This window comes from Bifidobacterium sp. POST2/T3 (B1) (assembly GCF_058197115.1).
Window position 1 is genome coordinate 1 of record NZ_JBVPQK010000276.1, and the last position, 3,586, is coordinate 3,586.

General features: G+C 59.6%; 3 protein-coding genes. All 3 read right to left on the reverse strand.

Annotation, left to right across the window (positions count from 1 at the left end; all coding sequences use genetic code 11):
* Positions 1–194: 194 nt before the first annotated feature.
* The gene (locus AC0AP0_RS10395; protein ID WP_490430405.1) at positions 195–923 is read right to left on the reverse strand and encodes a C40 family peptidase; all 729 of its coding nucleotides are present in this window, start codon (positions 921–923) and stop codon (positions 195–197) included.
* Positions 924–993: 70 nt separating this feature from the next.
* Positions 994–1,905 (reverse strand): CHAP domain-containing protein, encoded by a 912-nt coding sequence (locus tag AC0AP0_RS10400; RefSeq protein ID WP_490430406.1) that lies wholly within the window; start codon positions 1,903–1,905, stop codon positions 994–996.
* A gap of 293 nt (positions 1,906–2,198) precedes the next feature.
* On the reverse strand, positions 2,199–3,586 hold a 1,388-nt coding region (manA, locus tag AC0AP0_RS10405; RefSeq protein ID WP_490430407.1), incomplete at its 5' end, for a mannose-6-phosphate isomerase, class I.

Genomic DNA, 3,586 nt, shown 5'->3' on the forward strand with positions numbered 1-3,586 from the left:
ACCAGAACAGCCTTGTCGTTGCTCATCCGACGACCTCCTTTAAACTTGGCGATGACAAACCGACACCGCTCTTTCTGTCAGAATATCGCATGCAGACCTGATCGATAAGTTGGCAAGGCCAACACGCGAGGAACTTCGACTCTGAATATACAAAACGCCCCCGTAGGGGCGTTAAGCCTGTATAAAACTCTGCCTCAGACCAGACGGCGATAGTTGAAGATCTGGTAGACCGCCTGAACCTTGACGCTCTGGCCGGGGGACGGGGCGTGAATCATACGACCGCCGCCAACATAGATCCCGACATGGCTGCCATCTGGGGCCACCATCAGGTCGCCAGGGGCTGGATCCGTAACCGGCACGCCAGCCGAACCCTGGGCAGCGGCTATGCGGGGCAGACCGATGCCGAAGTGGGCGAACACATACTGGGTGAATCCAGAGCAGTCGAAGCCCGTGGCAGGATCGGTCCCTCCAAACACATAGGGAATCCCCTGGAACTGAAGGGCGTAGTTGACCACATCTGCACCCGTTCCGGAGACCGGCACATCGGTAACTGTGCTGGGGGTGCTGGCGCGAGCAGACGAACGACTGACCTGCTGTGCGGACTGACGCCGACTGGCTGCAGCCTGAGCTTGTTCCTGAGCCTGCTGGGCTCTGGCTTCAGCATCTTTCTCGGCTTGAGACTTAGTGGCAGGAACGTTCAAAGACTCGATGCCACCCCAGCTGCTGTCCTTTTCGACGGTGGTAGCCGTCGACTCAGTCAGCAGATCGGCACGAACCTTGCTGCCAGGGGTGAATGAACGCGACGAAGTGACTGCGGCTTCACTGCCGTCACTGGCCTGGGCCACGGCGGGTATACCGATGGAAAGCATGCCACAGATTGTGGCCGCTGCCATCATGCTCACATACTTGCGTGTTTTTTTCATCGGGCACAATTCTATCACGTATTGGGAACAAGAACCAAGTACAAGAGGACACGATCCGCGCAGTCAAGGATCAGTAGTGGATGTAGTTCAAAGCGTGCACATTGGACAAGGTGCGAGAGTAAGTCTTTCCGTTCATGATGGCACCACACTCGGAGGTGACGATGGAACCGTCGGGATTGATTTTCTCGACGATGGCCACATGGCCATAAGTGGGATCCGAACCTTCCTGGCCGGCCTGGAAGACAACGATATCGCCGACATTGCGTGGCGTGTTGTCCACCCAATAGCCCAGGGAGCGAGCAGAACCGGACCAATCCTTGGCATTGCCCATGTGTGAACCCACCGGCAGACCCAGCTGGTGACGACGGACATAGGCCCACCAGGTGCACTGGCTGAACTCGTAGGCATTGCCCGCATCTCCAGTGACATGGTTGGGATTGAATCCTGCCGGCAGTACTGATCGGTTAGCATCCATCAGCACAGCCACGACCGGATTGCTGGCCAGGGATTTAGACATTTGCCCGGCATCGGGTTCTGATTCGCCCAGCTCCCAGCTGCCCTCGTTGCGTTGTGAAGCTGTTGCCAAGGGCTGACGGTAATCAGAACGAGAGACCCTTGCATCACCATTTGCTCCAGAGGCGCCAGCGGGAGATGAGGGAGTGACCAAATTGATGGCGACACTGTCGGCCAAGGGCATGGACCAGTCGCCCCGAGCCTGGCTGACAGCCATGGAGGAAGCGGCAGCACCAACCAGGACGGTCAGAGCAGAACCGGTCATGATATGAGAGCGACGAGCTGAGGCCTTGGCCGCTAGACGGATGGAACGACGGGTCCGAGGGGCTACCTCGTTGAGCTTGGCTGTCAAGGCACCATCAAGACCCTCAATGCCTGCTGCCTGGGTTATGCCCGACGATCGGCCGGTCGACCGACTGCCGACACCTGCGCCCCGCCTGGCCGAAGCCCTGTGCGCAGCATGCTTCATCTAGAATCACTCCCGTTTATGTTCCGACGCGACTTTCGTGCCGTACCACGAACCATCACAAGGGAACACCATAACGCAAACGAAGACCCGGGCCAAATGACCTGAATCGTCCATACTGGTGTACTCAAGCATGGCTTCGGTGGTCGCTCATCTTCGACAACCACGGAATACGCTAGGATTATACGGACATATGGCGGACATGAGCAAACCCGCATGCGTGCCGTCCGCCACGGCGTGTCCCACAATTTTGACCCCTGCATTGTCCACCCTAAGCGAACCGCACTCATACGAGGTCAGACCGGAGTCGAAGCCAGGAGGAAAGATCCGCCGGCATCGTTGGAATCTTGGGGCATGGTGATGTCGACACGGCCATCCTCGGAGGGAATAAAGAGTGCCCGCCCCTGGTCCAGTACACAGGACTGTTCAGCGGCCGTGCAACGGATCCGGCCATCAGTACAGACGATGATGCGTGGTCCACGGCGGGGAATCATCAGGTGGCGCGGCCCCAGACGCTCTATCAGATCCCCGTAGCGCTGCTGAAGCCTATTGAGTAGGGGCCAAGTGGCTCCACCCTCCTCCACGTGCCCGTAGACAAGCATGTATTCATTGATCTTGGGCCGGTAGGTCACCATATTGTGCATGATCAGGGTGGCGATCATGGAGCTTGATGGGTCAATGGGGACCGAAGGCTGGCAGTCCAGACTGTGCAGGAGGTTGGGAATGTCCCGATGCTTAGGTGTCATGCCGGCCCTGAGCACATTGTCGGAGTTGGTCATGATCTCTGCCGCGGTGCCGTGGATGTATGCGTGAGGGGTCCCGGCCGGGATATAGACCGAATCGCCCTCCTCCAGGTCCACAGGGTTGAGCATAAGCAAGCAGAGCACAGCGGGGTCATCCGGAAAGGCTCGAGCGGCACACAGGGCATGGTCCAGCACAGATCCCGCCCGCTTGGATCGCAGCCGCCCAGCAGCAGCCTCCAAGGCTTCCTCCAGACCTCGGGCCGCCTCTGGTTCAGCAGTAACAGCGGCGTGGAAGGCCCGGAAAATACGTCGGCGGGAGTCCGGCCAGATCAGAGAGGAGACCGGCATCATGGCATCAGCCGCAGCAAAGTGGGCCGGGGGAACCCCCAGGTGGAAGGTGCGGGCGGTCAACGCCTCGGTCATCAGCTCGGCCAGAGGGTGGTCCACGGCGCGTAGGAGAGTCAGCTGCGTGGAGATGGTCGCGAAGCCTACACAGGCCTGGAAGGGCTCCAAGGCCACCACCATCTCGTTCTTGGCCAGACTGTCGTGAAAGGAGCGGCTGGGATCGTCGTCAGGTACCCCCAGGGCATTCTCACGGTTGAAACCGGCACGGGCCTCGAAATCCAGGGGATGCACCTGCAAAGACAGAGGAATGCGGGCCGAGATGATCTTGAACAGGTAGGGCAGGGTGGGGCCGAAGAGGCGGGAGTCCCGCTCCCCTAGCATGGCCATGGGATTGCGGCGAATGGCCACGGTCAGAGGCAGCAGCGAGCCATCGGGCAGGGTCAGGGGCGAGGGGGATTCGGTGTGTCCGCTGAACCACATCTCCGCCAAGGTGTCCCCCTGGCGTTCGTCTGACTCATGCAGATGGAACATGCGCTGCAGTCGGTCATGTGAGCCCCAGGCGTAGTGCTTCTCCACAGCTTGGATCGGATACACGC

Bases quoted from the DNA above. Each gene is read 5' to 3' on its own strand.
- AC0AP0_RS10395 (WP_490430405.1), bottom strand. From the start codon at position 923: ATGAAAAAAACACGCAAGTATGTGAGCATGATGGCAGCGGCCACAATC.
- AC0AP0_RS10400 (WP_490430406.1), bottom strand. From the start codon at position 1,905: ATGAAGCATGCTGCGCACAGGGCTTCGGCCAGGCGGGGCGCAGGTGTC.